At 62.6% G+C, this 19494-nt stretch carries 17 protein-coding genes and 1 pseudogene; 7 read left to right on the top strand and 11 right to left on the bottom strand.

The genetic code is table 11. From position 1 onward, the window contains the following. Positions 1-108 precede the first annotated feature (108 nt). A complete protein-coding gene (gene purN, locus BLQ01_RS07595) occupies positions 109-678 on the bottom strand; it encodes a phosphoribosylglycinamide formyltransferase (protein WP_091550882.1) in 570 nt (189 codons plus the stop codon). 11 nt (positions 679-689) lie between these two features. Here purN and BLQ01_RS07600 point away from each other — a divergent pair, with 11 nt between their 5' ends. Then, positions 690-1139 (top strand): CD20-like domain-containing protein, encoded by a 450-nt coding sequence (locus BLQ01_RS07600; RefSeq protein WP_026542906.1) that lies wholly within the window; start codon positions 690-692, stop codon positions 1137-1139. Positions 1140-1180: 41 nt separating this feature from the next. Here BLQ01_RS07600 and BLQ01_RS07605 read toward each other — a convergent pair whose 3' ends face one another. The 4 genes from BLQ01_RS07605 to BLQ01_RS07620 form a co-directional block, all read right to left on the bottom strand. Further along, positions 1181-2512: a cell division protein PerM gene (locus BLQ01_RS07605; protein WP_091550884.1), complete on the bottom strand. Its 1332-nt coding sequence runs from the start codon at positions 2510-2512 to the stop codon at positions 1181-1183. 874 nt (positions 2513-3386) lie between these two features. Next, entirely contained in the window at positions 3387-3764 is a 378-nt protein-coding gene (locus BLQ01_RS07610) for a hypothetical protein (protein ID WP_091550886.1), read from the bottom strand. After that, on the bottom strand, positions 3761-4180 hold the full coding sequence (locus tag BLQ01_RS07615; protein WP_091550887.1) for a J domain-containing protein: 420 nt from the start codon (positions 4178-4180) through the stop codon (positions 3761-3763). The genes BLQ01_RS07610 and BLQ01_RS07615 overlap by 4 nt, the downstream gene beginning before the upstream one ends. 224 nt (positions 4181-4404) lie before the next feature. Further along, positions 4405-4827: an Hsp20/alpha crystallin family protein gene (locus BLQ01_RS07620; RefSeq protein ID WP_026542910.1), complete on the bottom strand. Its 423-nt coding sequence runs from the start codon at positions 4825-4827 to the stop codon at positions 4405-4407. Positions 4828-4969: 142 nt separating this feature from the next. Here BLQ01_RS07620 and BLQ01_RS07625 point away from each other — a divergent pair, with 142 nt between their 5' ends. Continuing rightward, positions 4970-5407 carry a MerR family transcriptional regulator gene (locus tag BLQ01_RS07625; protein WP_091550889.1) on the top strand — a complete coding sequence of 146 codons (438 nt, stop codon included), beginning with the start codon at positions 4970-4972 and terminating at the stop codon, positions 5405-5407. Positions 5408-5654: 247 nt separating this feature from the next. Here the strand turns inward: BLQ01_RS07625 and BLQ01_RS07630 are convergent, their stop codons facing one another. The 4 genes and pseudogenes from BLQ01_RS07630 to BLQ01_RS22525 form a co-directional block, all read right to left on the bottom strand. Next, positions 5655-6629, bottom strand: a complete 975-nt coding sequence (locus BLQ01_RS07630) for a hypothetical protein (RefSeq protein ID WP_091550891.1) — start codon at positions 6627-6629, stop codon at positions 5655-5657. A 153-nt stretch (positions 6630-6782) separates the two neighbouring features. Further along, on the bottom strand, positions 6783-7661 hold the full coding sequence (locus BLQ01_RS07635) for a DUF4062 domain-containing protein (protein ID WP_368086110.1): 879 nt from the start codon (positions 7659-7661) through the stop codon (positions 6783-6785). Positions 7662-7680: 19 nt separating this feature from the next. Further along, a pseudogene (locus BLQ01_RS22855) lies at positions 7681-7746 on the bottom strand (hypothetical protein); the annotation flags it as partial. A gap of 288 nt (positions 7747-8034) precedes the next feature. Continuing rightward, complete coding sequence (locus BLQ01_RS22525) at positions 8035-9777, bottom strand: FG-GAP-like repeat-containing protein (protein ID WP_254779281.1); 1743 nt, start codon at positions 9775-9777, stop codon at positions 8035-8037. 310 nt (positions 9778-10087) lie between these two features. Between BLQ01_RS22525 and BLQ01_RS07645 the strand changes: the two genes are divergently transcribed. The 5 genes from BLQ01_RS07645 to BLQ01_RS07665 all read left to right on the top strand — a co-directional run bounded on the left by BLQ01_RS07645 (position 10088) and on the right by BLQ01_RS07665 (position 15548). Continuing rightward, a complete protein-coding gene (locus BLQ01_RS07645) occupies positions 10088-11254 on the top strand; it encodes a glycosyltransferase family 4 protein (RefSeq protein ID WP_091550897.1) in 1167 nt (388 codons plus the stop codon). Continuing rightward, the gene (locus BLQ01_RS07650; RefSeq protein ID WP_091550899.1) at positions 11251-12669 is read left to right on the top strand and encodes a UDP-glucose dehydrogenase family protein; all 1419 of its coding nucleotides are present in this window, start codon (positions 11251-11253) and stop codon (positions 12667-12669) included. The genes BLQ01_RS07645 and BLQ01_RS07650 overlap by 4 nt, the downstream gene beginning before the upstream one ends. A gap of 21 nt (positions 12670-12690) precedes the next feature. Continuing rightward, on the top strand, positions 12691-13443 hold the full coding sequence (locus tag BLQ01_RS07655; protein WP_091550900.1) for a tyrosine-protein phosphatase: 753 nt from the start codon (positions 12691-12693) through the stop codon (positions 13441-13443). Positions 13444-13556: 113 nt separating this feature from the next. After that, a complete protein-coding gene (locus BLQ01_RS07660; RefSeq protein WP_026547553.1) occupies positions 13557-13970 on the top strand; it encodes a hypothetical protein in 414 nt (137 codons plus the stop codon). Positions 13971-14276: 306 nt separating this feature from the next. Continuing rightward, positions 14277-15548, top strand: a complete 1272-nt coding sequence (locus tag BLQ01_RS07665; RefSeq protein WP_091550902.1) for an MFS transporter — start codon at positions 14277-14279, stop codon at positions 15546-15548. Here the strand turns inward: BLQ01_RS07665 and BLQ01_RS07670 are convergent. Further along, positions 15545-16798, bottom strand: a complete 1254-nt coding sequence (locus tag BLQ01_RS07670; protein ID WP_091550904.1) for an APC family permease — start codon at positions 16796-16798, stop codon at positions 15545-15547. The genes BLQ01_RS07665 and BLQ01_RS07670 overlap by 4 nt on opposite strands. 69 nt (positions 16799-16867) lie before the next feature. Beyond that, positions 16868-19435 carry a helix-turn-helix transcriptional regulator gene (locus BLQ01_RS22615; RefSeq protein ID WP_254779283.1) on the bottom strand — a complete coding sequence of 856 codons (2568 nt, stop codon included), beginning with the start codon at positions 19433-19435 and terminating at the stop codon, positions 16868-16870. Positions 19436-19494: the final 59 nt, after the last annotated feature.

A 19494-nucleotide genomic window follows, 5' to 3' on the forward strand; every position in this document is an offset into this window, starting at 1 on the left:
TCACCCGACTAATACGCAGATCAGGTGGTTCCCGGGGCTGGGAACCACCTGATCTGCGACGTACTTGGGTGTGGGCCTACGCGGGCGTGGACCTATGCGGGCGTGGACCTACGCGGTGACGGCGGCGAGGTCTGCGAGGGTCTGGACCAGCAGGCGACGCTCCACTACCTTGATGCGCTCGTGCAGGGATTCCTCGGAGTCCTCCGGAAGCACGGTCACCGCTTCCTGGGCAATGATGGGCCCGGTGTCCACGCCGGCGTCGGCCCAGTGAACGGTACAGCCCGTGACTTTGACGCCATAGGCCATCGCGTCGCGGACACCGTGGGCGCCCGGGAAGGACGGGAGCAGCGCCGGGTGTGTGTTGACGTACTTACCGTCAAAGGCGTTGATGAAGTCTTCGCTGACAATCCTCATGAAACCGGAGGACACCACGACGTCCGGTGCGTAGGACAGGACCTTGTCGCGCAGGGCGGTGTCCCACTCAGCACGGGTTTCGAACGAGTTGAAGTTGACCACGAAGGTCTCGATTCCGGCCTCGTCTGAGCGCTCCACACCGTACGTGTCGGGGCGGTCGGCGCCCACAGCGGCGATCTCGACATCCAGTTCACCCGACTTCACGGCGTCGATGACTGCCTGAAGATTGGAACCGGTACCGGAGACGAGGACAACAATGCGCATTGCACTAGCTTATGGGCGGCTCGCGTAGGCTGGAAAACATGAATCCCGACGTCGGTCCCAAGCCGAGCCAGCAACCACGCTCCGAGGCCGAAAAGTCCGCCCTCGGCGTGACCCAGATCCTGTTCCGCGCTTTCCTTCTGACAGCTTTGGGTGCGTTCTTCGTGTTCTCCCTGAACGTGAATTACGTCTGGTTGAGTGCCATTTTGACGCTCGCGGGTTTGGTGTTGGGGATCGTCGTGCTGGTGCGCACCCTGAAGTACAAGCACCCGCGGTTGATTCTTTTCGGGACAATTTCCGGACTGGTAGTCACGGCCGTGATGTGCCTGCTGATCCTGACGTCGGTGCTTTTCTTCAACCAGGTCAGCACGTACCAGGATTGTTCCCGCGGGGCGCTGACGGAGTCCGCCAAGTCGCAGTGCCTCACGCAGCTCGAGAACTCCATGCCGGGACCGCTGCGCTAAGCAGATACCGGAGCAGCCCGGCGTAAGGGGCGCCGATCCGCTCAGGCGTGTTCGCCGTCGTACGCTGCTTCTTCGAGGTTCGCCTCGCGCTCCTTCTGGCTGCGTTCCAGCCAAGGCCCCACCGCGTAGCCAATAACGACGCCGATACCTACTTCCGCGGCCAGCCAGACTGCCGTCCACAACGGATGGGGTCCAATTTCGGTGAGCCGCCCGATACCGGCCGAACCGCGGGCGATCCATGCCAAGGCACCACCCAGGAGTCCCGCAACGGCCCCGATGAACGCGCCCAGGAACAGCGTTGAAGCGGCCGCGGTGAACCAGCGGGCCTTGATCTTGATGGAGAGCCACTCGTCAAAATGGTTCTCGCCTTCACGGAGGAACCACCAGCCGGCCAGGATTCCTGCGACGACGGGCAGCGCAAGTGCCATGGCTCCGGCGTCGAGCTGTCCTGCGGGGAGGGCGCCCAAAACGGGGACCGCCGGGAGCGGCCCCACGGCTGTGCCCAACGGACCGGCTGTGGAGCCTATGCCGAGCGAGAAGCCGGCGCCCGTGGACCAGGAAAGGGCGAAAATGACGAGGTTTGGCAGGAAGCCCAACTGCGCGATGGTGAGGACGGCCCCGCCGAGCGCGCCGGCCTGGATGCCTTCGTAGACGGCGATGATGTCCGTCCAGTGCCAGACGATGGTCACCGCCAAAAGCAGTGCGGCCAAACTGACCGAAGCCATGGCCGCAACGAACCCGGCCTTCAATGCCGAGCCCACGTACGAGCCCGCCCAACGGGAATGTTGGCTGGTCTTCGCAAGCCAGGCGACGGCGTCGACGCCGATCAGGCGGCTCCAGGAGCCGGCCTCTCGTCGTGCGCCCACGATCATGCCCAAGCCGAACGAAACCAACGGAATGGTCATGGCGAACCACAGGTTGATGACCACCTCGGGGGTGCGGCACACGAAACCGGTTGCGGCCCCGAACGCCGCGTACACCACGAAGGCGCCGAGAAATGCCTGCCACAGTTGGTCGGTGTATGAGGCCCGGGCCAGCCGACGACCCGCGCGCCACGCCAGCAGGAACGGGATGAGCGTCAGGCCCAGCGGAATCAGGGAGAGCAGCCCCGAACCTGGCTGGGCCGCGGTACCGATGTTGACCTGCGCCAGCTCCAGCGGGACACCGTGGATCAGCAGCCAGGCCTGTCCGCCCAAACGGGCCAGGGAGTCGACGTTGCGGTCCTGGAAACCATCGGTTGCCCAGACTCCCACCAGCGGCAATACCACCACGATGGCCGAAATGAACGCCGCCTGCGCCGCTTCCAAACCACCCTGGAGCCAAAGGGGCATCGGGAGGCCACGGTTTCCGGTCTGATCAGCGCGCAGTTTCATCGTGATCTATCGTGCCACGGCGGGCCGCTCCCACCCCGCAGGCGCCCCTGAAATACCGCGAATTCCAGCGCTTTTTCCGTGCGGCGGCCGTAAAATGGGAGGTGTTCTCCCGGGGCACGGAGCCCTCAACGACCACCTCAGCTCCGTCCCACCTGCGCAAACTTTGCAAGGCCCGGAAACAAACGAAGCCGGGAACTAGGAGCGGCCAATGAATCGGTGTCACAACTCATAACAGAAAGTCGTACTAGCAGCTGGTGCAGCCGCCAACGGATTCTCTCCATAGGCTGCACCAGCCTTCTTTTTGCCCCGCCTCCTGTACCCCACCCCACCCCACCCCACCCCACCCCGAGGGGCGACATCTCAGCACTTTGAAGCACCCTTACTGCCGAGATCTAACCCCTCGCGAGCCACCGCACGACGGCGGTCGGCCAGCCCAAGCGCGCACCCCACCACCCCGCCGAAGGGCGACATCTCGGCACTTTGGAGCACGCTTACTGCCGAGAGCTAACCCCTCGCGAGCCAACCCACGACGCCGGCCGGCCAGCACAAGCACGCACCCAACCACACCCACGCCGAGGGGCGACATCTCAGCACTTTGAAGCCGACCCATACTGCCGAGAGCTAACCCCTCACGAGCCAACCCACGACGGCGGCTGGGCAGCCTAAGCGCGCACCCCACCACCCACGCCGAGGGGCGACATCTCAGCACTTTGAAGCCCACACATACTGCCGAGAGCTAACCCCTCGCGAAAGAACCCACGACGCCGGTCGGCCAACTCAAGCGCACACCCAACCACCACACCGCCGAGGGGCGACATCTCAGCACTTTGAAGCACACACATACTGCCGAGAGCTAACCCCTCGCGGGCGTCCGCTAAAGCTGCGGCCCGTAGATGAACTCCTTGGCGTGATTGACGGCCTTCTTGAAGGCGTCGTTGCGGAGTGTCACCTGCTCCCTGCTGGCTCCCCCATTGGGTTCCAGAAACGTCGTGGGTCCGGGCCGGAGCATCCAAATGTCACCGGCCGGCGGAAGGTAGAACACGCCGAAAGACCGGTGCTCGGGGTCCTCGGTCCAGATCGGCACCACGGCAACCGCAGCGCCGGTGTCCGGATTGATCCACTGGGCACGGGGCATCGGCTGTTCATGGACTTCGGGGTCCAGGAAGGGCGCCGTTCCCCTCCCCCAGCGTTTCTCGAACCGCTCGTAGAACGCAGGAATGATGTGGCCGTCGTACGGACGCCAGGCGCTCATGAATGACTCCTTGGTGATCTCAAGTTGCGGACCGATGGTTCCCAGCGGGGCGGCCCAAAAGTCAGCGGTGACTCCTTGGCGCCCGCGGAGGGTTTGGGTGAAGTCTCGTTACGGTGCACCCGGACTTTCACGGGGGTACCTTCGGTCCCGGACGAAGCCCCACCTTGGGAACCGGGCGTTCGCCGCGCATGATCGTAAGCCGCCCGCTTCCTTGGGTCCGACAAAACGACGTACGCCTGCATGATGGCGTGCAGTTCCTGGAGGTCGGCCGCGGAGGTGGTGTCGCCGTCGTCGACCTTTTGGCGGGTGTCCGGGTGATGTGTCCGAAGCAGCGTGCGGTAGGCGCGCGTGATTTCTCGGGTCGTCGCCTCCGGCGACACGTGAAGAGTCGCGTAGTGGTCAGGTTTGATACTCACTGCTGGTTCCGGTTTCTGCCGCGGAGTTGGAGATGGCCCCCGGCTGAACCGGGGGCCATCACTCGGGAGACGACATCGGGGGCCGCTTTCATGTGCGCTAAAAAACGCTGTGACGTGGCGCGAAGCCTTCGCCCAACTATTCCGATGCGGCCGCTTCCGTCGTTCCCGGCCGGCGCTCCGCTGGCGGGCCACCCCCGGGTGAGCCTTCCGGCGGAGCGTACGGGTTATGCGTTGATTTCCTGCCTCTGCCCGCTGGAAGTAATTTCGATGCGCCGCGGCTTGGCCTTCTCGGCGACCGGGATCCGGAGTGTCAGGACGCCGGCGTCGTAGTTGGCTTGGATGCCGTCGGTATCGAGGGTGTCGCCGAGGATGAGCTGGCGGCTGAAGACACCCTGGGGGCGTTCGGCGGCGAGCATCTCGGTGTTCTCACCCGCGGGCGACTTGCGCTCGGCCTTGACCGTGAGGACGTTCCGTTCAACATCCAGATCCACGGTCTCCGGATCAACCCCTGGCAAGTCGAAAGCAACAACGAATTGTCCGTCCTCCTGCCATGCATCCATCGGCATTCCGGCCGGGCGTGCTGTTGTGCCAAAAACCTGTTGGGCGAGCCTGTCGAATTCGCGGAACGGGTCAGTGCGCATCAGCATTTGGTTCTCACTCCTTAGATCTTGATGCTGATTCTGTTGTTCGTGCCAGCTTCTTGATCTGTATCAGCTGGTATAGATTTTTTATAGCACTGGTGAGAGAGTGGATGCAAGTAGTTCTTCGGAAGATTTTTGGAGGTCTTTGATGGCAGCTTCGGATGGCACGACTGCCGCTGAAGAGTACGACGGCGGAACGACTGCTTCCGCGGCGAACGGCACCCCCGCTTCTGTCGACGACCGTGACGCGCGCGGGGTCTACGCGATCTCGGTGGCCGCGGAGCTTGTCGGCACGGGGCAGCAGAACATCAGGCAGTACGAGCGCAAGGGCCTGGTCACCCCGGACAGGACCGACGGCGGCACACGTCGCTACAGCGAGGACGACCTTGTGACGCTTCGCAGGATCGGAGTGTTGTTGGATGAAGGGCTCAACCTGGCCGGCGTGAAAATGGTGCTGGAGTTGGAGGCTGAGAACCGGGGGTTGAGCGAGGACAACCGGGGGCTTGCTGATGACAACCGGGAGCTGCGGGCTGATAACCGCGGGCTGCGGAAGGATTTGAAGCGGGCGCGGGGTGGGGATTCCTAAGTCCGCGAGTGAACAGTGCACATACCGGGCTACCCGCGTCACCTTCCGAAATGAGGCTCTGCGGGGGCAGGCGTCGCGATGCGTTACGAACGGGCCTCCGGCTCAACGGAGCCCCCGGGTAGTCCCCATCCTCAACTACATCGACTAAGTCTGCAGTCGCGTGAGGCAGCGGTTACACGCTCCCAGCCCCCGGTTCACATTAGACTTCTGGCGACGCATCGCCCCACTCCAGGAAGGGGGTGGTGACTCAGTTATGGGTAGGCCGACCACCGTTCTTCCTGATGTCGAGGACGAACATTGACCAACCCACCTTTTTTCGGCCAGCCCCCTCTTCCATGTACTTGGCGAGGCTAAACACACCGCTGAGCGCTGTCCCGACCACGGGGGCGACCATGTTGCCAAGAGCGCCCATTGTTGCAGTCCCGGCAGTAAACAACATGCCACGGCCTTTGAGGTACCTATCCATAGCCATGGCTGCATAGCCATCCACTTGCCGGTTTACTTCTGAAACCAAACCAACGTAGTCTTTCTGGCTAGGCGCTTCTTGCTGGAGGAATTCCCGGAATTCGGCTAAACGTGCATGAGATCGCAGGTCCTCGATAGACTCGTGATATGCGCCTTGCGCCGTCAAAAAATCCGGCGAGTGAAGACAAGCAACCTCTTCAATCGCCCTTGGGATAAATCCCGCATCCACTTGCTTCACGCTTTCCCCCACGTGCAGCGAGTGAAGTGAGCCAGCGAGAGCAGAATTGACGATCACATCCACCTCAAAATCCAATGAGGCGGCCATCATTAGGTCGGCGGCGAAGAGTTGGCCGTCAGCAGAATTTCCCATGCCGAAGTCGTTGCCTCGTCCATGATTATCTAGGGCAATGTCTGGTAGAACATCCCTGACAGCCTGTCGCCGTCGCTCCGTCAGATCGAAGTCGACCACCGGAATATCATCAGGCAAAAACATCTCACGAGCCTGTTCGGCGGCCACCAGGGCGCGATCTTTCGCTATAGGTTCATCGTCAATGAACCGCACATAATCCAACCCATGCAAGTCTTTTGGACAGAAGTCAATGGATGGGAACCACAGTTCATCGTATGAGAGTAAGAGGCCGTTCACGGATTCGAGAACAGGATTAGGAACGTCACTCAGACTTCCTTCACGTTCACGAATGGGATTTCTATACTCGTACCCCATGGGAGTGGACAAACCTACAAAACCACGCTTCATGTCACTCCTTTTGGCGCCGACACTGCGACCTCCATTGCGAAAAAGCAGCCCCGAGTGGGCAGCATCAGATAATCGTAAGCCCGATATGGATTGCGAAACGCGAATCCACTCCCTTACGGTAACCCTTTATCAGAGTAGATCTCCTGCAAGCTCCTAATCGAGCTTGGTTTTGGTCGTGATCTCATAGGCCACGACGCTTTCTGGGGCCAGGCCATACTCCTCTGTTATAGCAATGAGGCGTGCCTGGAGCTCTATAAACTGCCGTTCCATTCGGGCCAACCGAATCGGAGAAACTTGACCTGAGGCTCCGATCGTGTCCTCATGCCCCTCAAGGTCCGGAAGCTCCCGGAGATCAATTCCGAGACTGAGGGCGCACTCCTGCACCGTGCGACTGGACAGCATCACGCCGGGCGTCGGCTTTCCATCCATGAACCGCAAGTCAGAGACCACCGATGACTGGATCATCTCCTGCAGTAGTCGAACATAGAGCCGGTCCTCAGACGTGCCAACTGATCTTAGAATCTGCTCCGCGATGACTTCAACGCGTTCATTGACATTGGTTAGGACCGCCAAAGTGTCTACGACCTGAGCCTCCTTGCTTCCGTTCGTTAGGAAGCTGTGCATCATGCTGGCCCACTGACTCCGGAGATAGGACTCAATGCTTGCGGTAGACGCAAACGGCACGAGGGCATTGTTTGTGGTTCTCCCTTGCACGGACTCGATAAATTCAAAGATTTTTGGCGTATCCGCGTGAGGAAATGACACCTGGTCAATGAGGTCCGGTTTCGCAGCGTTGGCTCGATAGAGGGCATAGTCGTTGTAGGTTCCTTGCTCCACCAGCGCGAAGACAGGAATCTTCTTCTCCACGGCGGCCTGGAATTCACCATTAGTCACGGAGAGGTCAGATGAAGGTAGCTTGCTGCCGTATCGCCCACCAATCAGCAGTACGAAGATGTCCGCGTGCGACACCTCGCGAAGGCACGACTCCGCCGGCCGTCTCCTGAGGATTATAGAAGACGGTCCCGTCCTCACTGAGAACAGGAGAATATCCCAAGCTTTCGATAAACCTCTTGAGGCTTTCGCGAGGGTACCGAAGATCATAAAAGGTTGAACTCACAAAACTGTTGGAGCTGCCATGGCCTCGGTTTCCCTATAGGTGTACTCAGCGGACAGGAGGGTGCGCAAGCCCCTTCCGTCCTTGCCATTCGAGATTACATTGGCAATCTCCGCATCACGGCCGCCCTGCCATATAGTGATATTTGAGATGTCTCTGTCTAAACTCGGGTAGACCGGACCTGTGCACCGTCCACGGAAGAGAATATGTCAAGGAGTGCGGGGCAACTGGATGTGGTGAATGGGAAGTGGCATCAAACCATAATGTCGACACGTCCTGTGTTGCGCCCGATTACAGAATCGCCGTCATCCCGCCCCAGCCCGTGCCAACGCGGGAAGCCGTGGGCCACGCCGTTCCCCCGCTGCCGGCGTAGAGCCACAGCTCGCCGGCGGCGTTCCGGGCCAGGATGTCGGCATTGCCGTCGCCGTTGAAGTCGCCCGGGCCAACCAAGGAGTTCATGACGTTCCAGCCCTGCCCGATGACGCGCTGCTGCTGCCAGCTGCCGTATCCGTTGGGCGGGTAGAGCCAGAGCGCGCCGGAGCTGTCGCGGGCAACAAGGTCGGAGACACCGTCAGTGTTGAAGTCGCCCACCCCGGTGATCTCGGACATGCCGTTCCAGCCCGTGCCCACTTGGATGGGAGAGAGCCAGCCACCGGCTCCGTTGCCGCGGTACACCATCAGCACGCCTGAGGACGTTCGGGCTGCGATGTCCACATGGGAGTCGCCGTTGAAGTCCCCCGCGGATTCGATGGCGGTCATACCGGACCAGCCTGTCCCGACCTGAACGCGGGAAAGCCAGCCACCTGAACCGTTGCCCGGGTAGAGCCAGAGCAGCCCGCCGGTGTCACGTGCCAGGACGTCAGCGTTGCCGTCACCGTTGAAGTCGCCAGGAGCAATCAGGGCATTCATGACGTTCCAGCCTTGGCCCACCTGGACACGAGGCAGCCAGCCACCTGAGCCGTCGCCCGGGTACAGCCACAGCACGCCCGAAGCTTCCCGGGCCAGGACATCAGCAAAGCCGTCACCGTTGAAGTCGTTCTTGACCGGCGGCTCAACGTTTGCGTCGATGATGCCCACGGATGCCCGCAAGTAACTGACCACGTAGACCTTGTCCGTGGCGGTGTTGACGCCTGCGGCTACGGGCTCATTGCCGGTGTAGACGGTGTAGTTGGTGTTGTTCTGCCCGTTGATGACGGTGGTGCCGCCGCTGTAGGTGGCAGCGTAGATCTTGTTGTTAGTGGGGTTGACTACCAGTTCATGAACACGGGAGGAAGTACCGATAGTGGCGATCTCGGCGTTGGTTGAGCCGTTGAAGACCTTCACGCCACCAGCAGTTGACGGCCCGTCCACGGCAACATAAATCCGGTTGGTGGCGGTGTTAACAGCAACGAGGCCGAGTTGGCTGGACGATGCAAGAGTTGCGTCGATAGTGTCGCTGGCTCCGTCGATGACCAGGAGTTTGGCACCCGAGTTGGCCCCTGTGCTCGCATAGACCTTATTGGTCACGAAGTTCACAGCCACGTTGAGAACAGGGCTCCCGCTCGGGGCGATGGTTCCCGTCACGAAGCCGCCTGCTCCAATGACCTTGAGGGTTCCATTGGAAATGACGTAGGCCTTGCCGGTCACAGGGTTCACCACGATGTCCTGCGCTCCGCCGGCCAGCGGTACGAACGTAGTGGCCAGGGTGGCTCCGTCAATGATGGTGACACCACCTTTGACGCCTACGTAGATCTTGTTGGTGGTCTCGTTGACGGACACGATGTATGGCTGCTCGCCGACCGTAACTGAGGCCTTGACGAGCTCCGTCGCCCCGTCCACCACTGCTACTGTTCCGCCGATCAGGCTGGCATAGACGGTGTTGGTGACGGTGTTGACGTCTACGTCCCAGGGCATGTCACCGGTATTTATGGTTCCGCTGGCACTGATGCCGTTGATGACGGAAACGCCTTCGAAGGAGGCCACGTAGGCCTTATTGGTCACCGGATTCACGGCGATGTTCCCCGGGCGTTCGCCGACGGAAGCAAAATCAGTCACGGCGTCAGCAAATGCCGGCGTAGCATTCAGGCCCAAAGGCCCGGACAACAAAGCCAGCCCCAACCCGACGGCGACCATACCCGCCGCTGCCCGGCGCCGCCGTCGTACGTTTACTCCCCCGAGCGCGCGCGAACTATCCCCAGCAGCAACCATGGCAAGACCCCCAGAACTTTCGACGCCCAGCACGTCGGATACGGGAAGTCTACTTGGACGCTGGGACAAAACAGAGAACCACCTGTTAACCAACTCTTCCTCCACAGGCCACCGGATCGAACCCGCCACGCCAACCGCCCCGACCACCGTGGAAGGCGTGAGGATCGCAATCGTCGCCGAATCATTCCTGCCATTGATGAATGGGGTAACCCACTCGATACTGCGGGTGCTGGAGCATCTGCAGGAGCGCGGGGATGAGGTGATGGTGATCGCGCCGTCGACGTCGGACACTGATGTTTCGAGCGTCGAGAAGGGTGCGTATGTGCACCGGCTTCCCTCCGTGCCGCTGGCCGGTTACACGAATGTGCGGGTTGCGTTGGGTGGTGTGAATCGGGTCAAGCGAATCCTTGCCGATTTCTCCCCCGACGTCGTTCACCTCGCCTCCCCGTTCGTCCTCGGCTGGCGCGCCGTGCAGGCCGCCCACCAACTCGGCATCCCGACTGTGGCGATCTACCAGACCGAGGTTCCCAGCTACGCCGCCCGTTATGGCGTGCCGTTCCTGGAGAACTGGGCCTGGAACCGCGTGGACAACATCCACCTGCTGGCCACCAGAACCCTTGTGCCGTCCACGTTCGCGCTGAACCAGTTGCGCGGACGCGGCATCCTGCGCGTGGACATGTGGCGCCGCGGCGTGGATACCGCCCGCTTCAACCCCGCAAAACGTTCGACGGCGTGGCGCAGCTCGGTAGCGCCCGACGGTCACCGGATCATCGGCTACGTCGGCCGGCTCGCCGTGGAGAAGCAGGTTGAGGATCTCGCCGTGCTGGCTGATCTGCCCAACACGAAGCTGGTGATTGTGGGTGACGGCCCGCAGCGCGCGGCTCTTGAAGCACGGCTCCCACACGCGCACTTTGCCGGATTCCTCGGCGGGGATGGCCTCGCTGAGGCTGTTGCCAGCTTTGACCTTTTTGTCCATCCCGGCGAGTTCGAGACCTTCTGCCAAACCATCCAGGAAGCCATGGCGTCGGGCGTTCCGGTGGTGGCGACCGGCCGCGGCGGGCCCTTGGACTTGGTCGAAAACTCCCGCACCGGGTGGCTGTACGAGCCCGGGAACCTCACCCAGTTGCGCGGCTACGTCCAGGACCTGACGGGCGACGACGCCAAGCGCCGCGCGTTCGCAACGGCAGCAACCGCCTCGGTCCAGGGGCGGACGTGGCCTGTGCTCAGCGCCGACCTGGTGCGGCATTACACCGAAGTCATCGCCTCCTTCTCCCGCGAAAACGGGCCCACAGAACTCACCTCAAGCAAAGGACCCACCTCATGAAGATTTCCGTGATCGGCTGCGGCTACCTCGGCGCAGTCCACGCAGCAACTCTCGCTTCGATGGGCCACACCGTGGTGGGTATCGAGGTCGATTCCTCCAAGGTGGAGCAGCTCAACAAAGCTGTGGCACCGTTCCACGAACCCGGCTTGGACGAGCTCCTTCAGGACGGCCGCACCACTGGCCGCCTCGTGTTCACCACGGATTTCTCCGCTGCAACTGATGCGCAGGTGCACTTCCTTTGCGTGGGTACCCCGCAGTCCAAGACCTCTGACACCGCGGATCTCTCCTACCTCATGGGCGCTACGAAGAGCCTCCTGCCCCACCTGGCCAAGGGTGCCGCCGTCGTGGGTAAATCGACGGTGCCGGTAGGCACGGTGGAAACGCTCCGCGCAATCCTGGCCCGACGTTCGGACGTGCTGCTCGGCTGGAACCCTGAGTTCCTGCGCCAGGGCACGGCGGTCAAGGATTCGTTGGTGCCCGACCGGCTGGTTTATGGCGTCCCGGGTGGCAAGGGTGCCGCGGCCGGCGCTCCGGTTACTGCCGTGCTGGATGCGGTGTACGAGCCCCTGATCAGCGCCGGCATCCCGCGGCTTGTGTGCAACTTCGCGACGGCGGAACTCATCAAGTCGGCGTCGAACGCGTTCCTGGCAACGAAGGTCAGCTTCATCAATGCGATGGCCGAGCTGTGCGACGCGTCGGGCGCTGACGTAAGCGAACTCAGCGAGGCGATGGGCCTGGATCCGCGCATCGGCAACCGGTACCTGCACGCCGGACTCGGATTCGGCGGCGGCTGCCTGCCCAAGGACATCCGGTCGTTCCGCGCACAGGCACGCGAGCTTTCGGTGCCGTCGGTGGATGAGTGGATGGCCCTGGTTGATTCGGTGAATCTGGACCAACGATCCCGAGCCGTGGAGGTGGCCCGCGAGATGTGCCGGGGGTTCCTGTCCGGCCGCACCGTGACCATCCTCGGCGCAGCTTTCAAGCCCGACACCGACGACATCCGCGACTCCCCCGCCTTGGACGTTGCCCAGCAACTCGCCGCCGCGGGCGCTCACGTCACCGTCACGGACCCCAAAGCCATCAACAACGCCTGGATCCGCTACCCGCAAATCCGCTTCGAAGCCGACACCAAACGCGCCCTCGAAGGCGCCGAACTGGTGCTGCTGCTCACCGAATGGGACGAATACGTGTCGCTGTCACCTGCGGTTGTGGGAGGCCTCGTACGACGCCGGATGGTGCTGGACGCTCGGAACGTCCTGGATGCTGAGGCCTGGCGCAGTGCGGGGTGGACGGTCCGCGGGTTGGGGACGGGGGCATCGGTTGTGGCTGGCGAGGGTGGCGGGGCTGGGGTTGCTGTGTCAGGGCGTTCGGGCGGCGCCGGGCGTGCCGGTGGGAAGAAGCACGCGCGGGCGTAAGCCCCTTGCTTTACTGGGGGCATGGAAGAGCCTGCAAGAAAGGACCGTACCCTCAGAGCCGAGGGTCTGGTCAACGCACGCGATCTCGGCGGATTGGAACGCGTTGACGGCACGCTGACGCCGAGCGGAGTGTTCTTCCGCAGCGACAACGTGGACCGGATCAGCCCCGACGGATGGCAGCACGTCTACGAGGCCGGGATCCGTACCGTCGTCGATCTTCGCCAACCGGAGGAACGCGAAAGGGACACCCAGAAACGCCCCGCCTGGCTCACCACCATCAACGTGGACCTCGATGGCCTTGAGAACACGGATTTCTGGGCCGGCTACTGGGACAACGGTTTGGTGGGCACCGCCATGTACTTCCTGCCGCACCTCACTGAAATGCCCGAACGAGCGGGAGCTGCTGTCTCGGCCATAGTCAACGCACCGCCGGGCGGTGTCCTCTTTCACTGCATGGGCGGGAGGGACAGGACCGGTATCATTGCCATGATTCTGCTTTCGGCCGTGAATGCCGGTACGGAGGAGATCGTTGACGATTACCTCGAAACGGTCCGGTTGGGCGATATCAGGGCAGCCAGCGACAACAGGAACAATGCCGAATCTCTACTGAACGAACTCTGCGAGCGCCACGGGACCACCACGGAAGGTGCCTTCCGAACCGCTTTGGCCGGCTTCGACGTTCCCGGCTTTATCGAGGCAGCTGGCCTATCCGCAAGTGACCGCGACGCACTGTTCAGCTGGCGCGGCAGCATCCCAAGCACGGAAGCGTCCTGAGGCCGCTCTGCCTCACTGAAAGTCGTAGCGCCCCGATCCCGCGTCACTCGCCGCCGGTTCCGCTCACTACCTCTATGTAGGGGGTCGAACTCAACGAGGACAAGGACTTGCCAGTGATCACGCATTTCTACCCGGCGGCTCTTCGCATCATCACGTGCGTCGTAGCTGTTTGCTCGGCTGTGTCGGCAACCCTGCTTGGTACGGCGCCGCCTCCTGGTGGCCTCGACGTCCTGGACCCCGCAGATTTGAGGGCAATCGCCGTCGTCCTGACCATGGCGCTGGGAGTCGTGGCGCCTATAGCAGTCCTGATGGTGGACTCCCTCAAGTGCCTGCTTCTCAAAGCGGGCATCTTTGCTGCCGCGGGGTTCGGCAATGCCATGATGCTCAGTCCCTTGATAGTGGTTCCGTTCCAGGGCACCCCCACTTTGCTGGCTGTGATTTCCTCCCTCGCGCTGACCATCGCGAGCATCGTCACCTACATGGAGTCCGTGGAACGGCGGAACGCACGACGGCGGGCCAACACCTAGGCGGGCACCGTCACCACCTATTTCTTCCGCACCAACACCTAATTTCCGCGAATACGGCACCTAGTTGCCCCTTTTTGCCACCTAGTGCAGGAAAACGGGCCATAGTCTCCTGTTGTGCCTTCGAAGCGGGAGTCCCGGTGTCCGGCGGGAGCCCCACCCGCTTTGGCGTAGGAGGCACTGCGGCACGGCTCCACCCGTCTACCCCCAGGTGGAGTCGTGCCCAGCCGGGTACGTGAGTCGTCACAGGGGTAAACGAGAACGATTATTGATAATCTCGAACGTGCCTGCCGCCAAGGAAAGCCGTTCATGAAACCTGCCACCAGCTCCACCCAAACAACCCGATACCCAGGGGAACGGCCAGCCAGCCCAAACCCAAAACTCCTGCTCTCCAGCCAGCTCATCTTCAACATCGGGTTCTACTCTGTGGTGCCGTTCATCGCGCTCACCATGGCCAACGACTTCGCCATGAGCGCGGTGGTGATCGGCGTCGTTCTCGGAGCTCGGACGTTTGCCCAGCAAGGGATGTTCCTGGCGGGCGGCGCCATCTCCGATCGCTGGGGCGCCCGCTACACGATGGTCGCAGGCTGCATTGTCCGGGTGAGTGGCTATCTGCTCTTAGCCGCGGCCGACAACTTCAGCCTCTTCCTCGCGGGAGCCATCGTCACAGGCATCGGTGGTGCGTTGTTCTCACCGGCCCTCGAAAGCCTGGTGGCCGCAGCCGAGGCACGGCGGGAACCATCCGGGAAGCACCGGCCAACCTTGTTCGCGTCGCTGGTTATCGTCGGTGAATTCGGGGCCGTGGCAGGCCCGTTGCTCGGCAGCCTGCTCCTGGGTTTCGGCTTCGAAGTATCTCTCTACGTCGCCTCGGCCATCTTCGCGGTGATGGCTTTCGTCTTCTGGCGGTTCCTGCCGCACACCGACCGCCGCGGACATCCAACAGACGCAGCAGTCCCCAAGCACCAACTTCTGGCCTGCCTTCGGGACAAGCGCTTCGTCGCGTTCGCCTGCTTCTTCAGCGTCAGCTTGCTGGCACACAACCAGCTGTACTTCGGGCTCCCGGTGGAGCTGCGACGCAGCGGCCTCGACGCCGGCGCGCTGGGTTTCGTCTTCGCGTACGCGTCATTGCTGACGGTTTCGTTGCAGTGGCCCATCGCCAAGCTCATGCGCCGATTCGGCGAGCGCAACGCCCTGGCCTTGGGCCTCAGCCTGAAAGCCGCAGGATTCACTGCCGTCGCAATACTGGCCACCCAGCCACCCATCGGTTCGCTCCCGGCTTTACCGGCCCTGGCTCTCGTCACCGGCCTCTGCCTGGGCAACATGTGCGCGACTCCCACGGCGATGCGGCTGGTTCTCGACTTCGCCGGCGGCCGACCCACCGGCGCCTATTACGGTCTCCTCGCCAGCTGCGGCGGCGCGATGGTGCTGATCGGCAACACGGCTATGGCGCCGCTTTACGAGTTTGCTGACCAAACCTCGACGGCGGCCGCCTCACCGTGGCTGTTCACTGGCGTTATCGCGGTAGTCTCGGCGGTTGCGATCCGCCGGTTCCTTCCACTGCCGGCCCGCGCACTGGCCTAGCGGCGTACCCGCAGCCTGATGAGCCTGTAGGCGATACCCACCACGAACATCAGCACGCCCAGCCCCACTGACAACGGCGGCAGCGTCGCGACGAGAACAACACAGGCAATCGCTCCAGCCACCTGCAGGAACTTCGGGTATCGCCGGTCCTCACGTGGCTGGGTGTAAGCGGCGATATTCGCCACCAAGTAATAGAGCAGCACGCCGAAGGACGAGAAGCCGATGGCACCGCGAAGATCGGCCACGGCGATGATCAGGCAGATCACCACAGCGAGAGTCACCTCGGCCCTGTGAGGAACCTTGTACTTCGGGTGAACAGCGGAGAGCCAGTGCGGCAGGTCGTGTTTGCGGGCCATTGCCAGGCTGGTGCGGCCGAGTCCTGCAACCAGTGCCAGCAGTGCACCCAGCGAAGCGACAGCGGCCCCGATACGGACAACAGGTTCTGCCCACGCCAGCGTTCCTGCGCCGACTGCATCAGCCAGCGGTGTCGGCGTACCGGCAACACCGGAGGGCCCTAAAACAGCCAGCAAGGTCACGGCAATGACGGCGTAAATGAGGATCGTGATGCCCAACGCGATCCCGATCGCCCGGGGAATGGTGCGCTGGGGCTCACGGACTTCCTCGCCCATGGTCGCAATCCGCGCATACCCGGCGAACGCGAAGAACAGGAGCCCGGCGGATTGCAGGATCCCGTACCAGCCTTCGGCCAGCAAACCCTGCCCCAGGAAGCCGCCGAAGTCAGGACCGGATCCACCCCACACTGCGGTGACGGCAATCGCCAGGGCAGCCAGAACCGCAATCACCAGCACACGGGTCAGCCCTGCGGTGCGGGTCACCCCGTGATAGTTCACCGCGGTCAAAAGTACGACGGCGGCAATCGCCACCGGGCGTTCCCAGCCTTGCGGTGCGGCGTAGGCGGCGAAGGTCATGGCCATAGCCGCAGCGCTGGCGGTCTTGCCGATGATGAAGCCCCAACCGGCAAGGAATCCGGCCCAGTCTCCCAGACGTTCCCGGCCGTAGACGTAGGTACCGCCCGACGTCGGATATCTGGCCGCGAGTTGGGCTGAGGACGTCGCGTTGCAGAAGGCCACAAAGGCGGCCATTACCAAGCCAATGAGCAGCCCGGATCCCGCGGCAGCAGCGGCCGGGGTGAAGGCTGCGAACACCCCTGCACCGATCATGGAGCCCAGCCCAATGAGGGAGGCATCGAACGTACCGAGTCGCCGGGCCAAGGCCGGGGAGTTGTTCACTGAAACCCTTCACGCTGAGTGACCGGGCTCAGGGCGTGGCGTCGGAGACCGGCGTTGGGAGAATTGCTTTCAGCTTATCCCGGCTCCTCGCGGCGGAAGTGAATTCCCGACGAGCATGAAGAGTCCGTTGCGGGACGTTGCGCCGGTCTTGCGCAGGGCGTTGGAGATGTGGTTTTCCACGGTCCGTGCACTGATGCCCAGGTGTTCGGCAATCTCCACGTTGGTGCGGTGTCCCGCAAGCACGGCCACCTCGATCTCCCGTTCTGTGAGCGGTGTGGTCCTGAACGAGTTGAAGGAGAGTTGCTCGTTGGCTGCCGGGAACCTGACGGCGAACATGGAGGATGCCTGGGCCATGGCGTCGGCAGCGGCAGTGTCCCCTTCTATGACGTGCCTCTTGAGGGCTCCACGGAGAAGCATCCCCACTTGGTAGGTGTCGACGTCAGGTTCGTAGTGCATCAGCAGGAGACCGAGAAGCTTGTGGTCTCCTTCCACCACGGCGGTTGCGATGCCGATGAGTTGATCGTGAACCGTGACGCCGCTGTCCCGCAGGATCTTCTGCAACAGATCCAGGACCGGACGCCCCGGGTTCAGGCAGGTGCACAGCAGTGCAGTCATCAAGGCTTCCAGAACGTAGCCGCTCTTCAGCTGGCGCCGGATGAGCTTCGCGGCCTTGCGGTCGAACGTGGACGGCTGTGCGCTGTTATGCGCAACCAGCTCATAGGCGCCCTTTCCGATGCCAGGCAAGGGTCCGACGTCGGGCACTTCAGTCCGCGCCTGCGCGGCAATCGAGAGGGCTGGCGGCGTGGCAGTGGTTGCGTGGCGGAGCCCTGCGAGGCGCAGCATCGCATCGTAGAGGGCGTCGACCACGAAGCCTGGCCGGCCCATCGCGAAGACACTGCTCATAAGGTACTCGGCTTCTTCAAAGTGCCCGCGATACAGCAATCCGTGGGCGGCGACGTAGCTGCTGGTGATCACGCCGAATTGGTCCAGGTTCTTGCGTGCTTCGGTCCGCCAGTCCAGAGCAAAGACCAGGGATTCCTCAACACGTCCGGAAGCAAACATCGCAAAACCTCGGATGAACGGCCGGAGGTGCGAGAAAGCGTCGTCGTGATTCTGGCCTTCGACGGCATCGTATGCTGCGGCTGGCCTGAAGCGGTAGAGCTCCAGCAGCCCTTGGACCAAAGCGCCCATTCCGGAGGGTTGCGGTTCCACGGCACTGAGTGGCGCGGCTAGAGGAACCCGCCCGTGCGAGGCACTGAGGAAAGCGACCGCGTGGTCGGCTTCTTCTGCAAGGTGCGGGTTATCGGCTGCGAACTTTTGGAGGATGTCGACGGCGGCACCTGGGCCAAGTCCTGTGTGCACCGCGAGCATCGCGCGCGTAATGGTGACGAACAGGAGGTCTTTGGGATCGGCGTCGGACGTTGTAGTTTCGTCACAGATGCGGGCCACCCGCCGGACGTCCACAGGGGCACCCCAATAGATCCGGAGCACGGACGCGGCGTTGGCGGCGTTCTTGTTGGCTTCCCACCGCTCAAAGCGGATACGTTCCCTCGCGGAACTGTGGTCGTGGAAGTGGCGGGCGGTGACGGCATCGCCGTCGCCCCTTTCTGCCCGCAAGGTAGCCAGGACCCGAGCGAGGCAGTCTGCCGTTGTCCGGTTCTCCTGCTCTGCGCCCGGCACGGCTTCCAGTACGCCGGCGATCTTTCGACGCAGCAGTTTCCGGTCCCTGAGGTTCTTGTTTCCGCTGAAGTAGTCAGCGATGACTGGAGGGCTGATGGCGGCGATGGAACCGTTGTGGTGATCGTCCATGACGGAGAGGAATCCCCTGCGTTCAAGGCCTTCCAGTGCCTCGGGCTGGATGACTTTCTGCAGGACGTCCACACGGGCGGTGCCGAGGATTGCCATGGTGTGCAGGGCTGTGAACTCATCGGCGCTTAGTTCTGCCAAGAGCGACTCGAGCGTGCCCCGCAGGTGCTCGTTCCAGAGGGTGTTGCTGGTCATCCCCCACTGCTTGTCCTTCATGACCAGCAGGTTGCTCAGGGATGCTGTCTCGGCGATCCGCACGATGAGGCGCGGATTGCCGGCCGATTTGGTGAGTATCCGGGCTGTGGTGTCCGCGTCTGCCGGGGCACCGAGGACGTGGGCGATCAGCATGTGAACCTGCTCGTAGTGGAGCGGGTCCAGTTGCAGGTGTGCCTCGCGGCCGTTGTTCAGGATGGCCAGCTGCCCTTTGGAAAAGGCCCAGGTTTCCGGCGCCGTGGCCACCATGGGGCACGTGGATCGGCGTCGAACCGCCTCCAGAACTGCCAGCGATTCGCTGTCCACCAGGTGGAGATCGTCTACGACGAGAAGGTGCTTCCCGTTGGTCGCCAGCTGGCTCGTCAACACGTCCGCGATGTCGAAGACTCCGCTGCGGCCCGGCCTCAAGTCCAGCCCGAGTCCTTTGATGGCCGCGTACGGGATGGTGCGGTGCGTGCGCAGTCCGGTGATGAAGTGAACGGCTACGCCGGTCTTTTCCAGATTGCTCATGACACTGCGGACTACGGACGTCTTGCCGCTGCCCGGCGCGCCGACGACTCTCACGCCGATCCCGCGTGCGACGTAGTCGAGGATTCGCTGGACCTCAGAATCGAACACTCGACCCAACCTTCTGTTTCTGTGGATGCCCGACATGCGGCTCACTTCGCAGGCTAGAT

The sequence above is a fragment of the Arthrobacter sp. UNCCL28 genome (assembly GCF_900102805.1).
Lineage (GTDB): Bacteria > Actinomycetota > Actinomycetes > Actinomycetales > Micrococcaceae > Arthrobacter > Arthrobacter nicotinovorans_A.

Coding starts and splice junctions, on each gene's coding strand:
- purN (WP_091550882.1), bottom strand. CDS start 678: ATGCGCATTGTTGTCCTCGTCTCCGGTACCGGTTCCAATCTTCAGGCA.
- BLQ01_RS07600 (WP_026542906.1), top strand. CDS start 690: ATGGGCGGCTCGCGTAGGCTGGAAAACATGAATCCCGACGTCGGTCCC.
- BLQ01_RS07605 (WP_091550884.1), bottom strand. CDS start 2,512: ATGAAACTGCGCGCTGATCAGACCGGAAACCGTGGCCTCCCGATGCCC.
- BLQ01_RS07610 (WP_091550886.1), bottom strand. CDS start 3,764: ATGAGCGCCTGGCGTCCGTACGACGGCCACATCATTCCTGCGTTCTAC.
- BLQ01_RS07620 (WP_026542910.1), bottom strand. CDS start 4,827: ATGCTGATGCGCACTGACCCGTTCCGCGAATTCGACAGGCTCGCCCAA.
- BLQ01_RS07625 (WP_091550889.1), top strand. CDS start 4,970: ATGGCAGCTTCGGATGGCACGACTGCCGCTGAAGAGTACGACGGCGGA.
- BLQ01_RS07630 (WP_091550891.1), bottom strand. CDS start 6,629: ATGAAGCGTGGTTTTGTAGGTTTGTCCACTCCCATGGGGTACGAGTAT.
- BLQ01_RS07650 (WP_091550899.1), top strand. CDS start 11,251: ATGAAGATTTCCGTGATCGGCTGCGGCTACCTCGGCGCAGTCCACGCA.
- BLQ01_RS07655 (WP_091550900.1), top strand. CDS start 12,691: ATGGAAGAGCCTGCAAGAAAGGACCGTACCCTCAGAGCCGAGGGTCTG.
- BLQ01_RS07665 (WP_091550902.1), top strand. CDS start 14,277: ATGAAACCTGCCACCAGCTCCACCCAAACAACCCGATACCCAGGGGAA.